Genomic DNA, 722 nt, shown 5'->3' on the forward strand with positions numbered 1-722 from the left:
AGGGCTTCGAAGGCGAAGGAGCGGCCGGCGACGGCGTCGGCGTCGAAGTCCTCGTAGGCGGAGCGGTCGGCGAGGAGGCCCTTGAGGCCGTCCTCGGCGGTCGGCCGGGCGAGCTCGTCCAGACGGGAGGCGGTCAGCGCCTCCCGGACGGCCGGGTCGGCGCGGAACGCGGCGGCCCGCTCCTTGAGGATCAGGTAGTTGCGCATGCAGTTCTTCGCGGACTCCCAGACCCCGTCGAAGCCGTCGGTGCGCACCGGCTTGAAGTCGAAGTGGCGGGGGCCCTCGTAGCCGGCCGTCTCCAGCAGGTCGACCAGCCAGAACGCCTGGCGCAGGTCACCGGCGCCGAACCGGAAGTCCTGGTCGTACTTGATGCCGGACTGGCCGTTGAGGTCGATGTGGAAGAGCTTGCCCGCCCACAGCGCCTGCGCGATGCCGTGCGGGAAGTTCAGGCCCGCCATCTGCTCGTGCCCGGTCTCCGGGTTCACCCCGACCAGCTCCGGGCGCTCCAGGCGCTCGATGAACGCCAGCGCGTGCCCGATCGTCGGGAGCAGGATGTCGCCGCGGGGCTCGTTCGGCTTCGGCTCGATCGCGAACCGCAGGTCGTAGCCCTGCTCGGTGACGTAGTCGCCCAGCAGGTCGAACGCCTCCTTCATCCGGTCCAGCGCGACCCGCACGTCCTTGGCCGCACCCGACTCCGCACCCTCGCGCCCGCCCCACGCGAC

The 722-nt window shown here is 71.5% G+C and carries 1 pseudogene; it reads right to left on the reverse strand.

From position 1 onward, the window contains the following. A pseudogene (locus Q0994_RS33890) lies at positions 1-722 on the reverse strand (TIM barrel protein); the annotation flags it as partial.

It is taken from the genome of uncultured Streptomyces sp. (assembly GCF_947488945.1).
In the GTDB taxonomy this organism is placed as follows: Bacteria; Actinomycetota; Actinomycetes; order Streptomycetales; family Streptomycetaceae; genus Streptomyces.